This is a genomic window from Streptomyces roseolilacinus (assembly GCF_014649335.1).
GTDB classification, from domain to species: Bacteria; Actinomycetota; Actinomycetes; order Streptomycetales; family Streptomycetaceae; genus Streptomyces; species Streptomyces roseolilacinus.
This window is the reverse complement of the sequence record NZ_BMSV01000007.1, coordinates 296,152-311,943: the sequence shown is the minus strand read 5'-3', so window position 1 is coordinate 311,943 and position 15,792 is coordinate 296,152. Positions and strand designations below refer to the sequence as shown.

The window sequence follows — 15,792 nt, the reverse complement described above, 5'->3', positions numbered from 1 at the left end:
TGTCAAGGCGGGTTCTCCTCGGTGAGGGTCGTACGGGAGAGAGAAGGCCCCGCACCCGGGCCGGGTGCGGGGCTCGGTGGTGCGGGTCAGCTGCGCCAGGTGTCGTTCAGCGTCACCTTCCCGCCGGCGGGGACGGTGGCGACGCGGTTGGCGCCGCTCTCCCAGGTGACGTTCCCGGCGGCGTCCTTGCGGACGTACTTGTACTCGAACGTGGTGCCCGCGGGCAGGGTCACGTCGAGCTTCCACACGGGGTAGGCGGCCGGGTCGAGCTTGAGGGCGCTGCCGGTGTTCCAGTTGCCGAGGGCGGACTGGTTGCCGGTGACGTAGATGTTCTGGCCCGGCGAGGTGGTGGCCGTCACCTGGAACGACGCGCCGCTGGTGGGTGCCGGGGCGGGGGTGGTGGAGCCGCCGCAGGTCGTGGCGCCGGCGTGGAGGGCGAGCGCCGTGTCGGCGCCGAGCGTGGCGGTGAACCGGCCGGAGCCGTCGACCGTGACGGGCTTGTTGCTCTGGACGTCGCAGTACGTGCCGGCGGGCAGCGACGTCTGGAACGTCTGGGTGAGCGGGCCGGCCTCGTGGTTGATCGCGACGAACGCCTTGGTGCCGCGGCCGAAGGCGATGGCGTTGTTGCCGTTGTCCCACCAGTTCACGACGCCCTGACCGCGGGCCGTGTTCCGGAAGGCGACCATCGACTTGATCTCGGTCCAGGCGTGCTGGCACTTCCAGCCGTCGCTGTAGCAGGCGTTGACCTGGCCGCCGTTGGGCGCGCCGGCGTCCTTGTGGGACCACTCGTAGCCGGAGTGGACGTCCGGGGAGCCGTAGGGCCAGGCGAGCATGAACACGCTGGCGAGGGTGTAGTCGGCGCCGTCCTTGTAGTTCAGGGTGTCGCCGCCGCGCTCGGTGTCGTGGTTGTCGACGAAGACGCCGGACTGGCCGGAGGCCATGTAGCCCCACGCCTCGCCGAAGTTCTTCAGGTGGGCGAGCTTCTCGCCGGTGAAGACGCGCTTGAGGTCGCGGGCGTAGCGGAACTCCTGCACGTCGCCGTTGCCGAGGTACTCGCTCGGGGAGACGGCCTCGCCGGCGCCGTGTATCGCCTCCTGCTTCCAGTAGGCGTTCGGGTTGGTCAGCCGGGACTTGATGTTCGCCAGGTCGGCGGCCGGCATGTGCTTGGCGGCGTCGACGCGGAAGCCGTCGACGCCCAGCGACAGCAGGTCGTTCATGTAGGCGGCGATGCGGCCGCGGACGTACTCCTCGCCGGTGTCCAGGTCCGCGAGGCCGACCAGCTCGCACTGCTGGACGTTCCAGCGGTCCTGGTAGTTGGTGATCTGCGAGGTGCAGTTGTCGAAGTCGGTCGCGGAGTAGGTGCCGGGGTAGTCGTACTTCGTGTACGACGAGCCGCCGGTCCCGGTGCCGCTGCCGGCGGTCATGTGGTTGATGACCGTGTCGGCGACGACCTTGACGCCCGCGGCGTGACAGGTGTCGATCATGCTCTTGAAGGCGGCGCGGTCGCCGAGGGGGCCGGCGATGCGGTAGCTGACGGGCTGGTACGCCGTCCACCACGGGGAGCCCTGGATGCGCTCCTGCGGGGGCGAGACCTGGACGTAGCCGTACCCGGCCGGGCCGAGCGTGTCGGTGCACGCCTTGGCGACCGACGCGAACTTCCACTCGAACATCACCGCGGTGACGTCCTTGTCTCCGGGGGCGGCGGCCTGGGCGGTCTGGCTCGGCGCCGTGACGCCGACTGCGGCTCCCGCCACGAGGGCGAGTGCGGCGGCCACGGTTCTTCTGGCCATGTTTCCTCCTGGGGAAGGGAGGTGCGGATGCTGTGGGGGCAGCCTCGTACGGCAACGCGCCATGCCCGCAAGGCCGGTTGAATCTTCTTGCTGCAAGACGGCAGCAACAGTTTTCGGACGTGACCGTACGAGCCCCCCGCCGCAAGGTCAACCCCCCTGACACACTCCGCTCACTTCCGGGTCACGACACGGAAACCAGCGCGCCCGGAGGGCTGCAAGGTCTTTCGCAAGGCATTGCAGTGGTGTTACGTTCAACCGCGTCTCCGGTCCGGTCGGCCGGGGGTCCGGCCGACCCGGCGGGGCCCCACGCGCCCGGCCGGCCGGGCCGGTCACGAACCGGGAGGCCCGGGGCCCGATCAGGACCCCGCCGCCCCGCCCAGGGCACGCCCCGGGCCTCCTCGACCCTTCCGCCGCGTGACGCACCCGTCCTCCACGGCGCCCCCGACGGTGGGGCGCCGGCCCGGGTACGCCCCGGGCCCCGTGTCCCGCTCCCCGCGTGCGGGGGCCGGGGGCGCCCCGCTCCACGCCTCGACCGCCGCCCCGCCGTCCGGTCGCCCTTCCGCACCGCCGTCCTGCCGTTCCGCCGCCGGACGGGACGACCGGCGAACCCGCCCCGCACCGGGGGCCCGTGGGCGGCGTACCCCCCCCGTCCGGCACCTCCCCCTCACGGACTTCACGTCGCCGGCGCTCCGGACGCGCCCGTCCGGCTCCACGGCCCCCGGCACGCGCACCGCCGCGGCCCGGGGCCGCGGCGGTGCGGGTGGGGTGGGGGCGCCGCCCCCGCTACCTCGGCGGGGCCGAGGTGGAGCCGCGGACCACCAGTTCCGGCTGGAAGACGAACTCCGTGCGCTGTACCGGGTTCCCCTCGATCTCCTCCAGCAGCGCGTCCACCGCCGCCGTCGCCATCGCCCGCACCGGCTGCCGCACGGTCGTCAGCGGCGGGTCCGTGAAGGCGATCAGCGGCGAGTCGTCGAAGCCGACCACCGACACGTCCGACGGCACGTCGAGCCCGCGGGCGCGGACCGCGCGGATCGCGCCGAGGGCCATCAGGTCGCTGCCGCACACGATGCCCGTGCAGCCCTGGTCGAGCAGGACGCTCGCCGCCGCGTGGCCGCCCTCCACGCCGAACAGGGTCGGCTGGACGTACGCCTCGGCCCGTTCGCGCTCCACGCCCAGCATCCGGTGCAGCGCGGTGACGAACCCCTCGGCCTTGCGGCGGGAGGGCACGTACCGGGTGGGGCCGATGGCGAGGCCGATGCGCTCGTGGCCCAGCTCCACCAGGTGGCGCACGGCCATGCGGGCCGCGGTCCGGTCGTCGGGGGAGACGAAGTGCGCGTCGATGCGCTCGTTGAAGCCGTTGATGAGGACGAAGGGGACGCCGCGCGCGGCGAGCCGCTCGTAGCGGGAGGGGTCGGCGCTCGTGTCGGCGTGCAGCCCGGACAGGAACACGATGCCGGTGACGCCGCGCTCCTCCAACTGCTCGACCAGCTCGTCCTCGGTGGCTCCGCCCGGCATCTGCGTGCACAGCACCGGCGTGTACCCGTAGCCGGCCAGGACCTGCTCGATCACCTGGGCGAACGCCGGGAAGATGGGGTTGGTCAGCTCGGGGATGAGCAGCCCGATGAGGCCCGCGCTGCGCTGCCGGAGCCGTACCGGGCGCTCGTAGCCGAGCACGTCGAGCGCGGCGAGCACGCGGTGGCGGGTGGGTCCCGCGACGCCCGCCTTGCCGTTGAGGACCCGGCTGACGGTCGCCTCGCTCACCCCCGCCTGGGCCGCGATGTCCGCGAGCCGCGGGGCGCCGGCGGCCAGGTCGCCGGCGCCCCGCGACAGGGGAACGGTCACACCGCCCACCAGACGGTCGTGTCGGCGGGCAGTTCGGCCGTGCCGTCCACGCTGGTGCGCACCTGCTCGTTGGAGAGCAGCATCCGGCCGGGCACGTCGATGCGGACCGGCTCGCCGGTGGTGTTCGCGGTGCACACGAACCCCTCGCGGCGGAACGCCAGGACGCCCTCGGGCGACTCCAGCCACTCCACCGCCTCGCCCGCGCCGAGGCCCGGCTGCTCGCGGCGGACGCGCAGGGCGGTGCGGTACAGCTCCAGGGTGGAGCCGGCCACGCCGGTCTGCGCCTCGACGCTCAGGGTGCCCCAGGTGGCGGGCTGCGGCAGCCAGCTGCCGCCGGAGCCGAAGCCGTACGAGCTGCCCTCGACGGTCCACGGGATCGGGACGCGGCAGCCGTCGCGGAAGCCGTCCTGGCCGGTGGCGCGGAAGAACGACGGGTCCTGGCGGACCTCGTCCGGCAGGTCGGTGACGTCGGGCAGGCCGAGCTCCTCGCCCTGGTAGACGTACGCGGAGCCGGGCAGGGCCAGCATCAGCAGGGTCGCCGCGCGGGCGCGGCGCAGGCCCAGCTCACGGTCGCCGGGCTCGCGCAGCTGGGTGCCGAGGCCGGGCGGGTTGGCGAAGCGGGTGGCGTGCCGGGTGACGTCGTGGTTGGAGAGCACCCAGGTGGCGGGGGCGCCGACGGGGCGCATCGCGGCGAGGGACGCGTCGATGACCCGGCGCAGCTCGGCGGCGTCCCAGTGGGTGCCCAGGTACTGGAAGTTGAACGCCTGATGCATCTCGTCGGGACGCACGTAGTTGGCGGTGCGCTCGACGGTGGGGGTCCAGGCCTCGGCGACGAGGACGCGCTCGCCGTCGTACTCCTCCAGGACCTTGCGCCAGCTGCGGTAGACCTCGTGGACGCCGTCCTGGTCGAAGAACGGCATCACGTCGTTGCCGAGGAGCTTCAGCTGGTCGTGGGCGCCGATGTCGGGCAGGCCGGGCGCCTTGACGAGGCCGTGGGCGACGTCGACGCGGAAGCCGTCGACGCCCATGTCGAGCCAGAACCGCAGGATGGAGCGGAACTCGTCCTGGACGGCCGGGTGGTCCCAGTTGAAGTCGGGCTGCTCGGGAGCGAACAGGTGGAGGTACCACTCGCCGTCCTCGACCCGGGTCCAGGCGGGGCCGCCGAAGATGGACTCCCAGTCGTTGGGCGGGAGTTCGCCGTTCTCGCCCTTGCCGGGGCGGAAGTGGTAGCGCTCGCGCAGCGGGGAGCCGGGGCCCTCGCGCAGGGCGCGCTGGAACCACTCGTGCTGGTCGGAGGAGTGGTTGGGGACGAGGTCGACGATGATGCGCAGGCCCAGGTCGTGGGCCTCGCGGACGAGGGCGTCGGCGTCGAGGAGGGTGCCGAACATCGGGTCGATGGCCCGGTAGTCGGCGACGTCGTACCCGGCGTCGGCCTGCGGCGACGCGTAGAAGGGGCTCAGCCAGACGGCGTCGACGCCGAGCTCCTTCAGGTACGGCAGGCGGCTGCGGACACCCTCCAGGTCGCCCATGCCGTCGCCGTTGCCGTCGGCGAAGCTGCGCGGGTAGACCTGGTAGATCACCGCTTCTCTCCACCAGCCGGTGTCCGTGCCGGTGGTCGGGGCGGCGGGGGCGGCAAGGTGCTGGGTCATGTCTTCCCTGGGTGGAGTGGGATGGGGGCGGTGCCGGGTCCGGCGACGGGGCTGTCGGGCCGGACCCGGCACCGCCGTCTGGGGGCGCGGGCGGGTCGGACGGGTCCCGGTGGGGACGGGTCCGGGCGGTGCTCAGCCCTTGGTGCCGCCCGCCGTGAGGCCGGCGACGAGGTTGCGCTGGACCAGGAGGAACACCAGGCCCGCCGGGATCGAGATGATCACCGCGGAGGCCGTGAGGTAGCCCCACTCGGCCTTGTGCTGGCCGATGAAGCTCTGCAGGCCGACCGACAGGGTGAGCATCGAGTCGGTGGAGAGGAAGGCGCGGGCGAAGGCGACCTCGCCCCACGCGGTGATGAAGGAGTAGAACGCGGTGACGGCGAGGCCGGGCTTCGCCAGCGGCAGGATCAGCCGGTAGAAGGTGCCGAAGGGGGTGAGCCCGTCGACCCGGCCGGCCTCGTCGATCTCGTGCGGGATCGTGTCGAAGTAGCCCTTCATCATCCAGGCGCAGAACGGCACCGACACCGAGCAGTAGGTGAGGACCAGGCCGATGTACGAGTCGAGCAGGCCCATGTCGCCGAGGATGTTGTACAGGGCGACGATCAGCACCGCGACGGGGAACATCTGCGTGACGAGCAGCACCCACATCAGCGACTTGTGGCCGGGGAAGCGCATCCGGGAGATGGCGTAGCCGGTGGAGGCCGCGACGAAGACGCCGATGAGCGTGGTGCCGGCGGCGACGAGCAGCGAGTTGGCGAACCAGCGCGGGAACTCGGTCTCGCTCAGCACGTACGCGTAGTTGCTGATCTCCAGGCCACCCTCGGCGCTGGTGGGCCTGGTCCAGCCGTCCCGGCCGCGCAGCGAGATGAAGACCATGTACACGATCGGGAAGACCGCGACGAGGCTGGCGGCGATCAGCGCGCCGTGCAGTCCGGCCGAGGCCAGCGGGGAGCGCTCGTGGCGGCCGCGGACCTTGCGGGGGCGGGTGCCGCCGGCGCCGGCGCCGGCGCCGGCGGTGCCGGCCGGGCCGGCCGCGGCGCGGGCCGCGGGGGCGTTCTTCCGGGGTTCGGTCGCCGTGCTCATCGGGCGGCCTCCTGACGGTCGAGGATCCGGCGGTAGAAGACGGCGAAGACGAGGAGCATGGAGAGGATGAGGATCCCGTACGTGGCGGCGCCCGCGTAGTCGCGCACGGAGCCGAAGGCGAGCCGGTAGGCGTAGGTCACGAGGATCTCGCTGTGCAGGGCGTTCGCCTCGCCGAGCATCAGGTAGATGATCGGGAACATGTTGAACGTCCAGATGGTGCCCAGCATGATCACCGTGGCGCTGACCGGGCGCAGGCCCGGCAGGGTGACGTGGCGGAACCGCTGCCAGGGGCTGGCGCCGTCCATCTCGGCGGCTTCGTACTGCTCGCTGGAGATGGCCTGGAGGCCGCCGAGGACGGCGACCATCATGAACGGCACGCCGAGCCAGACGTTGACGCCGATGACGGCGACCTTCTGCATGAAGGTGTCGCCGAGCCAGTCGACGGGGCCGATGCCCAGCTTCCCGAGCATGGCGTTGAAGACGCCGGACTCGGAGTTGTACATCATGCGCCAGATGTAGGTGGCGACGAAGGGGGGCACCGCCCACGGCAGGATGAGCAGCACGCGGTACAGGGAGCGGCCCTTGAGCTTGCGGTTGAGCAGCAGGGCCAGGCCCAGGCCGATCGTGTAGTGGAAGAACACGCAGGACACGGTCCACACCACGGTCCACAGGAGCTTGGGGTAGAACTCGCCGTCGGCGCCGGACAGCACCCGCCAGTAGTTGTCGAGGCCGACGAACTGGTAGGTGGCCGGGATCTCGGTCGCGCCGAGCTGCTTGGCGACGTTGAGCTCGTTGGCGTCGGTGAACGACAGGTAGACGCCCTGGACCAGCGGGTAGGCGATCAGCACGCCGATGACCAGCACCACCGGCAGCACCATGGCCCAGGCGTACCAGTGCCGGTCGTAGAGACGCTTCATGCGGGTGAGCAGCCCGGTCCGGGCAGGCCGCGCGGCCGTGGCGGGATCTGCGGTGGCTGTCTTCATGGAAGTTGTTTTCCCTCAGTGCGTACGGGTCCGGCCCGGACCGGCGTCCGCGTCCTCGCGGTGCCGGTCCGGGCCGAAGGGGCTCAGTCGACCGAGTACTCCTTGAGGGAGTTGATGTTGGTCTTCCACTTCTCGGCGGTGGTGTCGAGGCCCTTCTCGACGGTGGTGTTGCCCTTGAGGGTCTCGATGTACTGCTTGGTCCACTCGGTGAACATGTCGCTCACGCCGGCGACGGCGGGACGCGCGGTGGAGTCGGCCAGCACGTTCTTGAAGGAGGCGCGGATCGGGTCGGCGACGACCTTGACGGTGTAGGCGTCGTCACGGGTCGGCAGGACGCCGGTCTCGGTGGCGGCGAACTCCTGCGACGCGGCGGAGGTCATGAACGCCACGAACTTCTGGGCGGCCGCCTTGTGGGGGGCGTCGGCGCCGTTGTAGACGACGAGGTTGTGGCCGCCGGTGGGCGTGCCGGCCTTGCCGGAGGAGCCGGACGGGACCGGGGCGACGCCCAGGTTGTCCTTGTTCTTGAACGCCTTGCCGGTGAGGTCGTCGGCCGTGGACCACGGGCCGTTGACGACCATGGCGACCTTGCCGTCCTTGAAGGCGGCCTGCATGTTGTTGTAGCCGTCGGTGAAGTCCGGCTTGACGGCGACACCGCTCTTGATCATGTCGACGGCGGTCTGGACGGCCTTCTTGCCGGCCTCGTCGTCGACGGTGATCTTCTTGGTGTCGGTGTCGACCATCATGCCGCCCTCGCCGTAGAGGAACGGCAGGGCGAAGTAGCTGTCCGGGTTGAGGTAGATGCCGTCGACGCCGGTCTTCTGCTTGATGGTCTTCGCCGCGGTGGACAGCTCGGCCCAGGTCTTCGGCGGCTGGACGCCGGCCTTCGCGAAGACCTCCTTGTTGTAGAGGAGCGCGAGGGCGTCGGTGACCTGCGGGACGCCGTAGAGCTTCCCGTTGACCTTGGCGCCGTCGACCAGGCCCTGGTTGAAGGAGTCGATCTCCTTGGTGGCGGGCGTGCCGTCGAGCGGGGCGAGGTACTGGTTCTCGGCGAGGCCGGCGGTCCAGCCGACGTCGGCGCGCAGCACGTCGGGGGCGTTGCCGGCCTGGGCGGCGGTCTTGTACTTCTGCTCGGCCTCGGCGAACGGGACGTTCTGGTACTTGACCTTGACGTCCTTGTGGGCGGCCTCGAACTTCTCGATCAGCTTCTTGTAGGTCGGCGCCTCGTTCGTGGCATCCGAGGTGTCCCACCAGGTGATGGTGACCGGGCCGCCGGTCGCCGCCGTGTCCTCACTGTCGCCGCCGCAGGCCGTCGCCGCGAGGGCCAGGCTCGCGACCAGCGCGGTGGCCGCTATGCCACGCCGCATGTGAACTCCTTCAACTGATCCCGGGGAAGACCGAGGCGGAAGATCTTGCGATGACTTGCCACCTGCCGACCGCTCCTTCGCGGGCGCGCCGGGTTGCCAGGAACGTAACAGGGATGAAAACGAGCCGAAAGACCTTGCGGCAAATTTCTGCAAGGCCAGGGGATCGTTACATCCACGTGTCCCTACAGTTGCCGTCGCATCGCTTGACACACCAGGCGCGGGCGCCCTCGCGCCGCTTCCACGCGCCCCCGCGGCCGGTCTTGCGGGGCGCCGCAAGGGTCTGCAAGCCTTTTCACACCGCTTGCAGGAGGTCGCGTTCCGGACGAGAGGCACCCGCGCCCATGGCCCACGAGCTGACCACACCGGCCCGGACGCCGCGGGGCCGGCGCCCCGCCCCGCCCGACCGCCCCGACTGGTGGCGGGACGCCGTCATCTACCAGGTGTACGTCCGCTCCTTCGCCGACAGCGACGGCGACGGGATCGGGGACCTGCGCGGCGCGCGGGAGCGGCTGCCGCACCTGGCGCGGCTGGGCGCGGACGCGGTGTGGCTCACCCCGTTCTACGCCTCGCCGCAGGCGGACGGCGGCTACGACGTGGCGGACCACCGCGCGGTCGACCCGGTCTTCGGGGACCTGGCCGACGCGGACGACCTGGTCCGGGCGGCGCACGGGCTGGGCCTGCGGGTGATCGTCGACGTCGTCCCCAACCACACGTCGGACCGGCACCCCTGGTTCCAGGAGGCCCTCGCGGGCACCGGCCGGGACCGGTACCACTTCCACCCCGGCAAGGGCCCGGACGGGTCGCTGCCGCCCAACGACTGGGAGTCCGTCTTCGGCGGCCCGGCCTGGACGCGGGTGCCGGACGGCTCCTGGTACCTGCACCTGTTCGCCCCGCAGCAGCCGGACCTGAACTGGGAGTGCGAGGAGGTGTGGGCCGAGTTCGCCTCCGTGCTGCGGTTCTGGCTGGACCTGGGGGTCGACGGGTTCCGCGTGGACGTCGCGCACGGGATGGTGAAGGCGCCGGGGCTGCCCGACGTCGGCAGCCGCGAGCAGGCCCGGCTGATCGGCGCGCAGCGGCTGCCCTTCTTCGACCAGGACGGCGTCCACGAGATCCACCGCGGCTGGCGGCGCCTCCTGGACTCCTACGAGGGGCGGCGCATCGCGGTCGCCGAGGCGTGGGCGCCGACGCCGGAGCGGCTCGCCCTGTACGTACGCCCCGACGAGCTGCACCAGGCGTTCAACTTCCCCTACCTGCAGTGCCCGTGGGACGCGGACGCGCTGCGCAGGGTGATCGACGAGTCGCTGCGCGCGACCGGGTCGGTGGGCGCCCCCGCGACCTGGGTGCTGTCCAACCACGACGTGGTGCGGCACACCACGCGGCTCGGCGGCCTGCGCAGGGCGCGGGCGGCGGCGCTGCTGACGCTGGCGCTGCCCGGGTCCGTCTACCTCTACCAGGGCGAGGAGCTGGGGCTGCCGGAGGTGACGGACCTGCCGGACGGGCTGCGCCAGGACCCGGCGTTCCGCCGCGGCGAGGGCCAGGACGGGCTGCGCGACGGCTGCCGGGTGCCGATCCCGTGGACGCGGGACGGCCCGTCGTACGGGTTCGGGCCGGGCGGGAGCTGGCTGCCGCAGCCCGAGGGGTGGGGCGCGCTGTCGGTCGCGGCCCAGACCGGGGACCCGGCGTCGACGCTGGAGCTGTACCGGACCGCCCTGGCCGTGCGCCGCGAGCACCCCGCCCTGGGCGCGGGCGGGGCGGTGGAGTGGCTTCCCGCACCGCGCGGGGTCCTCGCGTTCCGGCGGACCGCGGAGGGCGGCGGCGTGGTGTGCGTCGCCAACACCACGGACCGCGCGGTGGGGATCCCCCGTCCCGGCGGGCCCGGCGGGCGGCTCCTGCTGTCCGCCGCCGCGGAGGAGGACCCCGTGCCGGAGGACGGTCCGCGGGGCCCCGCCGGCACCGTCACCGTCGCCCCCGACTCCTGCTCCTGGTGGGCAATCTGACGTGCGCCCGGTACAGTCCCACCACATGACCGCACGGCTAGCCGACATCGCAGCCCAGGCGGGGGTCAGCGAAGCCACAGTCAGCCGGGTGCTCAACGGCAAGCCCGGGGTGGCCGCGGCCACCCGCCAGTCCGTGCTGGCCGCGCTGGACGTCCTCGGCTACGAGCGGCCGGTGCGGCTGCGCCAGCGCAGCGCCGGACTCGTGGGACTCATCACGCCCGAGCTGGACAACCCGATCTTCCCGGCGCTGGCCCAGGTCATCGGCCAGGCCCTCACCCGCCAGGGATACACCCCGGTCCTCGCCACGCAGACGCCGGGCGGGTCCACCGAGGACGAGCTGACCGAGATGCTCGTCGAGCGCGGCGTCTCCGGCATCATCTTCGTCTCCGGCCTGCACGCCGACACGACCGCCGACACGCAGCGGTACGACCAGCTGCGCGGCAAGGGCGTCCCGTTCGTCCTGCTCAACGGCTTCTCCCCGCACGTCCGGGCGCCGTTCGTCTCGCCCGACGACCGGGCCGCGATGAAGCTCGCCGTCACCCACCTCGCCTCCCTGGGCCACACCCGGATCGGCCTCGCGGTCGGGCCGAAGCGGTTCGTGCCCGTCCTGCGCAAGATCGAGGGCTTCCACGCCGGGATGCGGGAGCGGCTCGGCTTCTCCCCGGAGCAGACCGAGGAGCTGATCCAGCACTCCCTGTACACGCTGGAGGGCGGGCAGGCGGCGGCGGGCGCGCTCATCGAGCGGGGCTGCTCGGCGATCGTGTGCGCCAGCGACATGATGGCGCTCGGCGCGATCCGGGCCGCCCGGCAGCGGGGCCTGCAGGTGCCCGGGGACGTGTCGGTCGTCGGCTTCGACGACTCCCCCCTCATAGCCTTCACCGACCCGCCCCTGACCACGATCCGGCAGCCGGTGCAGGCGATGGGGCAGGCGGCGGTGCGGGCGCTGCTGGAGGAGATCGGCGGGACGCCCGCCCCCCACAGCGAGTTCGTCTTCATGCCCGAGTTGGTCGTGCGCGGTTCGACGGCCGCGGGACCTCGGGGTCAGCGGTCCTCCGAAAGGCGGACGGATGGCGGCGAGAATCCGATTGAAGGATGATCGACCTCCAGGTGCTTTCTGGCAGACTCTCCGCTCATGAGTGACAGGATTTTGACCACGTCGGAAGGCCGTTCGGCAGGACGCCCGGCCGCGTGGCACCGGCTGCGTTCACCGCGCCATCCGCGTATCTGGGTCGAGATCCTGCTCCTCGCGGTCAGTTACGGCGTGTACTCGCTCATTCGCAACGCGGTACCGGAACAGAAGGCGCAGGCGCTGCGCAACGCCGACTGGATCTGGCGCGCCGAGCACAGCCTGGGCCTGGCCTTCGAGAAGACGGTCAACCACGCGGTGGACTCGGTGGGCTGGCTCATCGTGTCGATGAACTACTACTACGCGACGCTGCACTTCATCGTGACCATCGGCGTGCTCGTGTGGCTCTACCGCTGGCACCCGGGCCGTTACGCGGCGATCCGCATGATCCTGTTCTCCACCACCGCCGTGGCCCTGCTCGGCTACTACCTGTACCCGCTCGCTCCCCCCCGGTTGATGGAGAGCGAGAACTTCATCGACACGGTGCTGGTCCACCAGACCTGGGGTTCCATGGCCTCGGGCGACCTGAAGCACATGTCGAACCAGTACGCCGCGATGCCGTCGATGCACATCGGCTGGTCCCTGTGGTGCGGACTGGCGATATTCGCCCTCGCCAAGGCACCGTGGGCGCGGATCCTGGGCCTGCTGTACCCGGCGGCCACCCTGGTCGTGATCGTCGCGACCGCCAACCACTTCTGGCTGGACGCCGTGGGCGGCGTCCTCTGCCTCGGCTTCGGCCTCGGCCTCGTGTACGTCTGGTACGGCACGCTGCCGCACCGGCTGCCGCGCCACGTGCGCAGGCGCACCCTGCGGGAGGACGCCGACGCGGGGCCGGTCGCCGTGCCCGCCCTCGCCGCGGGCGGTTCCGGGGACCCGGCGGCGCCCGCGGTGGGCGCGGCCCACGCGCCGTAGGGCGGGCGGGCCCGCGGCTCAGCCCCCGTAGAACAGCTCGTCCACCACGGCCCGGGCGCGGCGCGTCGTCCGCCGGTAGTCGTCCACCATCTCCCCCGCGTGACCGGGCCCGTACCCCAGGTAGCGGCCCACGGCGGCCAGTTCCCGCGCGTCCGCCGGGAACGTGTCCCCGGCGCGGCCCCGCACCAGCATCACGCCGTTGCGGACGCGGGTGGCCAGCACCCACGCCTCGTCGAGGGTCCGCGCGTCCCGCTCGTCGATCAGCCCCGCCTCGCGGGCCGCGGCGAGCGCCGCGCGCGTCCGGGTCGTCCGCAGGCCCGGCACCTCGTGGGCGTGCCGCAGCTGCATCAGCTGCACCGTCCACTCCACGTCGGACAGGCCGCCCCGGCCCAGCTTCGTGTGCAGGGTGCGGTCCGCGCCGCGCGGCAGCCGCTCGTTCTCCATCCGGGCCTTCAGGCGGCGGATCTCGCGGACGGCCGCCTCGTCCAGGCCCTTCGCCGGGTACCGGAGCGGGTCGATCAGCTCGATGAACCGGCGGCCCAGGTCGAGGTCGCCCGCCATCGGCTCGGCCCGCAGCAGGGCCTGGCTCTCCCACCCGAGCGACCAGCGCCGGTAGTACGCCTCGTACGACCTCAGGGTGCGTACCAGGGGCCCGCTGCGGCCCTCCGGGCGCAGGTCGGCGTCGATCGGCAACGGCGGGTCGGCGGTCGGCAGTTGCAGCAGCCGGCGCATCTCGGCGACGACCCGGTTCGCGGCGCCGGCCGCCTCCTGCTCGTCGACGCCGTCGCGCGGTTCGTGGACGAACAGCACGTCGGCGTCCGACCCGTAGCCCAGCTCGTGGCCGCCGAACCGGCCCATGCCGATGACCGCGAAGCGGGTGGGGAGCCTGTCGCCCCACTCGGCGCGCACGGCGGCGCGCAGGGCGCCCGCGACGGTCGCCGCGTTGAGGTCCGTGACGGCCTGCCCCACCCGGTCCACCAGCGCGCCCGCGTCCGCGTGGGCCGGGGCCTCCTCCGTCCCGTACGACGCGATGATGTCGGCGGCGGCCGTGCGGAACAGCTCCCGGCGGCGGACCCCGCGGGCCGCGGCCACCGCCTGCTCCGGGGTGTCGGCGCGGCCGACCGCCGCGAGGATCTCCGGCTCCAGGTGGCGGCGGCCGCGCGGCTCCAGGCCCTCCCGGGCGCCGAGGATCGCCACCGCCTCGGGGGCGCGCAGCAGCAGGTCCGGGGCGAGGCGGCCGGCGGACAGGACGCGGGCCAGGTTCTCCGCGGCGGCGCCCTCGTCGCGCAGCAGCCGCAGGTACCAGGGGGTGGCGCCGAGCGCGTCCGACACCTTCCGGAAGCCGAGCAGGCCGGCGTCGGGGTCGGCGGAGTCGGCGAACCAGCCCAGTAGCACCGGCAGCAGGGTGCGCTGGATGGCGGCCTTGCGGCTCACCCCGGACGACAGGGCCTCCAGGTGGCGCAGGGCGGCCGCCGGGTCGGCGTACCCGAGCGCCTCGAGCCGCTGCCCGGCCGCCTCGGGGCTGAGCCGGATCTCGCCGGGGGCGAGCTGGGCGACGGCGTCGAGCAGCGGCCGGTAGAACAGCTTCTCGTGGAGGCGCCGCACGACGGACGCGTGCCGCCGCCACTCCCGGTTCAGCTCCGCGACGGGGTCCGTGCGCAGGCCGAGGGAGCGGCCCAGGCGGCGCAGGTCCTCCTCGCCCTCCGGGACCAGGTGCGTGCGGCGCAGCCGGTACAGCTGGATGCGGTGCTCCATGGCGCGCAGGAACCGGTACGCCGCGTCGAGCTGGGCGGCGTCGGCCCGGCCGACGTAGCCGCCGGCGGCGAGGGCGGAGAGCGCGGCGAGGGTCGTGCCGCTGCGCAGCGTCACGTCGCTGCGGCCGTGGACGAGCTGGAGGAGCTGGACGGCGAACTCCACGTCGCGCAGGCCGCCCGGACCCAGTTTGAGTTCCCGCTCCAGGTGGGCGGGCGGGATGTTGTCGACGACGCGGCGGCGCATCCGCTGCACGTCGGTGACGAAGTTCTCCCGTTCGGCGGCCTGCCAGACCATCGGGGACAGCGCCTCGACGTACGCGGTGCCCAGTTCGGTGTCGCCGGCGACCGGGCGGGCCTTGAGCAGCGCCTGGAACTCCCAGGTCTTCGCCCAGCGCTGGTAGTAGGCGACGTGGCTGGAGAGGGTGCGGACGAGGGGGCCGTTGCGGCCCTCGGGGCGGAGGTTGGCGTCGACGGGCCAGATCGAGCCCTCGACGGTGGTCTCCGAGCAGATCCGCATCAGGTGGGAGGCGAGGCGGGTGGCGGCCTGGAGCGCCTCCCGCTCGTCGGCACCGTCCGCGGCCTCCGCCACGAAGATCACGTCCACGTCGGAGACGTAGTTCAGCTCGTGGCCGCCGCACTTGCCCATCGCGATGACCGCGAGCCGGCACCGCGCGGCGTCCTCGGGGGCGGCGGCGCGGGCGAGGGCGAGCGCCGCGCGGAGCGTCGCCGTGGCGAGGTCGGCCAGCTCGGCGGCGGTCTGGGCGACGTCGGTGGTGCCGCACACGTCGCGGGCGGCTATGCCCAGCAGGCTGCGGCGGTAGGCGACGCGCAGGGACACCGGGTCGGTGGCGGCGGCGAGGTCGCGCTCGAACTCCGCGACCCCCGGGTGCAGGTCGGCCGCCTCGTACGTGACGAGGGCCCGCCAGTCCAGCGGGTGGCGCGCCAGGTGGTCGCCGAGCGCCTCGGACGCGCCGAGCACGCCGAGGAGCCGGTCGCGCAGCGGCTTGGCGGAGACCAGCGTGGACAGCAGCTCCTGCGGCCCGTCGGGCTGCGCCTCCGCGAGCCGCACCAGGCCGCGCAGGGCGAGGTCCGGGTCGGCGGTCGCCCCGAGGGCGTCGAGGAGGACGGGGTCGGAGCGGACCGGGGCCAGGGCGGGGCCGTCGAGCAGCCGCTCGGCGGCGGACGCGTCGGTGAAGCCGTGCCGCAGCAGCCGTGTGAAGGTGCTGCTCCTACGCCCCGGCGCCGTCGTCATGTCGGCCTCTCCCTCCACGCGTCCACGCTCGGCCCGAGCCTAT

At 72.9% G+C, this 15,792-nt stretch carries 10 protein-coding genes; 3 read left to right on the top strand and 7 right to left on the bottom strand.

Annotation, left to right across the window (positions count from 1 at the left end; translation table 11 throughout):
* Positions 1-86: 86 nt before the first annotated feature.
* From IE106_RS19165 to IE106_RS19140, 6 genes are all read right to left on the bottom strand, one after another.
* Positions 87-1,790, bottom strand: coding sequence for a carbohydrate-binding module family 20 domain-containing protein (locus IE106_RS19165; RefSeq protein ID WP_189535624.1), 1,704 nt, complete (start codon positions 1,788-1,790; stop codon positions 87-89).
* 783 nt (positions 1,791-2,573) lie between these two features.
* Entirely contained in the window at positions 2,574-3,641 is a 1,068-nt protein-coding gene (locus tag IE106_RS19160; protein ID WP_189535623.1) for a LacI family DNA-binding transcriptional regulator, read from the bottom strand.
* Complete coding sequence (locus IE106_RS19155; protein ID WP_189535622.1) at positions 3,629-5,281, bottom strand: glycoside hydrolase family 13 protein; 1,653 nt, start codon at positions 5,279-5,281, stop codon at positions 3,629-3,631. Before IE106_RS19155 ends, IE106_RS19160 begins: the two co-directional genes overlap by 13 nt.
* A 132-nt stretch (positions 5,282-5,413) precedes the next feature.
* Complete coding sequence (locus tag IE106_RS19150) at positions 5,414-6,361, bottom strand: sugar ABC transporter permease (RefSeq protein WP_189535621.1); 948 nt, start codon at positions 6,359-6,361, stop codon at positions 5,414-5,416.
* Positions 6,358-7,344 carry a carbohydrate ABC transporter permease gene (locus IE106_RS19145; RefSeq protein WP_189535620.1) on the bottom strand — a complete coding sequence of 329 codons (987 nt, stop codon included), beginning with the start codon at positions 7,342-7,344 and terminating at the stop codon, positions 6,358-6,360. Before IE106_RS19145 ends, IE106_RS19150 begins: the two co-directional genes overlap by 4 nt.
* 83 nt (positions 7,345-7,427) lie before the next feature.
* Positions 7,428-8,708 (bottom strand): extracellular solute-binding protein, encoded by a 1,281-nt coding sequence (locus IE106_RS19140; RefSeq protein ID WP_189535619.1) that lies wholly within the window; start codon positions 8,706-8,708, stop codon positions 7,428-7,430.
* Positions 8,709-9,049: 341 nt separating this feature from the next.
* Between IE106_RS19140 and IE106_RS19135 the strand changes: the two genes are divergently transcribed.
* Genes IE106_RS19135 through IE106_RS19125 form a run of 3 tightly spaced genes read left to right on the top strand, consistent with a single transcriptional unit; the run spans position 9,050 to position 12,743 of the window.
* Positions 9,050-10,705: a glycoside hydrolase family 13 protein gene (locus IE106_RS19135; RefSeq protein ID WP_189535617.1), complete on the top strand. Its 1,656-nt coding sequence runs from the start codon at positions 9,050-9,052 to the stop codon at positions 10,703-10,705.
* Positions 10,706-10,730: 25 nt separating this feature from the next.
* Complete coding sequence (locus IE106_RS19130; RefSeq protein WP_189535615.1) at positions 10,731-11,801, top strand: LacI family DNA-binding transcriptional regulator; 1,071 nt, start codon at positions 10,731-10,733, stop codon at positions 11,799-11,801.
* 36 nt (positions 11,802-11,837) lie between these two features.
* Positions 11,838-12,743, top strand: a complete 906-nt coding sequence (locus tag IE106_RS19125; protein ID WP_189535613.1) for a phosphatase PAP2 family protein — start codon at positions 11,838-11,840, stop codon at positions 12,741-12,743.
* 18 nt (positions 12,744-12,761) lie between these two features.
* Here IE106_RS19125 and IE106_RS19120 read toward each other — a convergent pair whose 3' ends face one another.
* On the bottom strand, positions 12,762-15,749 hold the full coding sequence (locus IE106_RS19120; protein ID WP_189535612.1) for a bifunctional [glutamine synthetase] adenylyltransferase/[glutamine synthetase]-adenylyl-L-tyrosine phosphorylase: 2,988 nt from the start codon (positions 15,747-15,749) through the stop codon (positions 12,762-12,764).
* Positions 15,750-15,792: the final 43 nt, after the last annotated feature.